This is a genomic window from Vibrio sp. 10N.222.49.C9 (assembly GCF_041474985.1).
Classification (GTDB): domain Bacteria; phylum Pseudomonadota; class Gammaproteobacteria; order Enterobacterales; family Vibrionaceae; genus Vibrio; species Vibrio crassostreae_C.
Genome location: NZ_JBFRVD010000481.1, coordinates 1 through 417 on the forward strand (window position 1 = coordinate 1; position 417 = coordinate 417).

The following is a 417-nucleotide window of genomic DNA, read 5'->3' on the forward strand; positions in this document are numbered from 1 at the left end:
GCGCTCTCCACATCAAGAGGATGAACTCCTGCAGAAGCATGAACCTGTGGAAAGGGAGTAATGAGCTCGATCATCTTTGGAAAAGCGTCAAGGGTCACTCCAACCGATAACAGTTGCTTGACGTTTGCTGCTTCCGCTTTAGCAATGACGTCGGCTACACCAGTGTGCAAGTCTTGATAATTCAGCTTATCAAGATGGCAATGAGAATCTACAAACATATAACACCTATAAAAAAACGCGCTATGCGCGCGCCTTGTAAACAATAATTTTAACTAGTACGAATAATCATCTAGTTTTCGTTTCAATGAGCCACTGACTTAATAGTAGTTCTTTATTAAGCCCAGTATGAAGGGTAAGTTGCTCAATAAGCTTGGCGAGTCTTCGTGTCATGTCAAACACCTGCTGATAATCTAAAAC

The 417-nt window shown here is 42.0% G+C and carries 2 protein-coding genes; both read right to left on the reverse strand.

Annotation, left to right across the window (positions count from 1 at the left end; genetic code table 11):
* The coding region (locus AB4585_RS24090) for a TatD family hydrolase (protein WP_372171278.1) at window positions 1-218 on the reverse strand (218 nt) is incomplete at its 3' end.
* A 67-nt stretch (window positions 219-285) separates the two neighbouring features.
* A complete protein-coding gene (locus AB4585_RS24095) occupies window positions 286-399 on the reverse strand; it encodes a DNA polymerase III subunit delta' C-terminal domain-containing protein (RefSeq protein WP_372171279.1) in 114 nt (37 codons plus the stop codon).
* Window positions 400-417 lie beyond the last annotated feature (18 nt).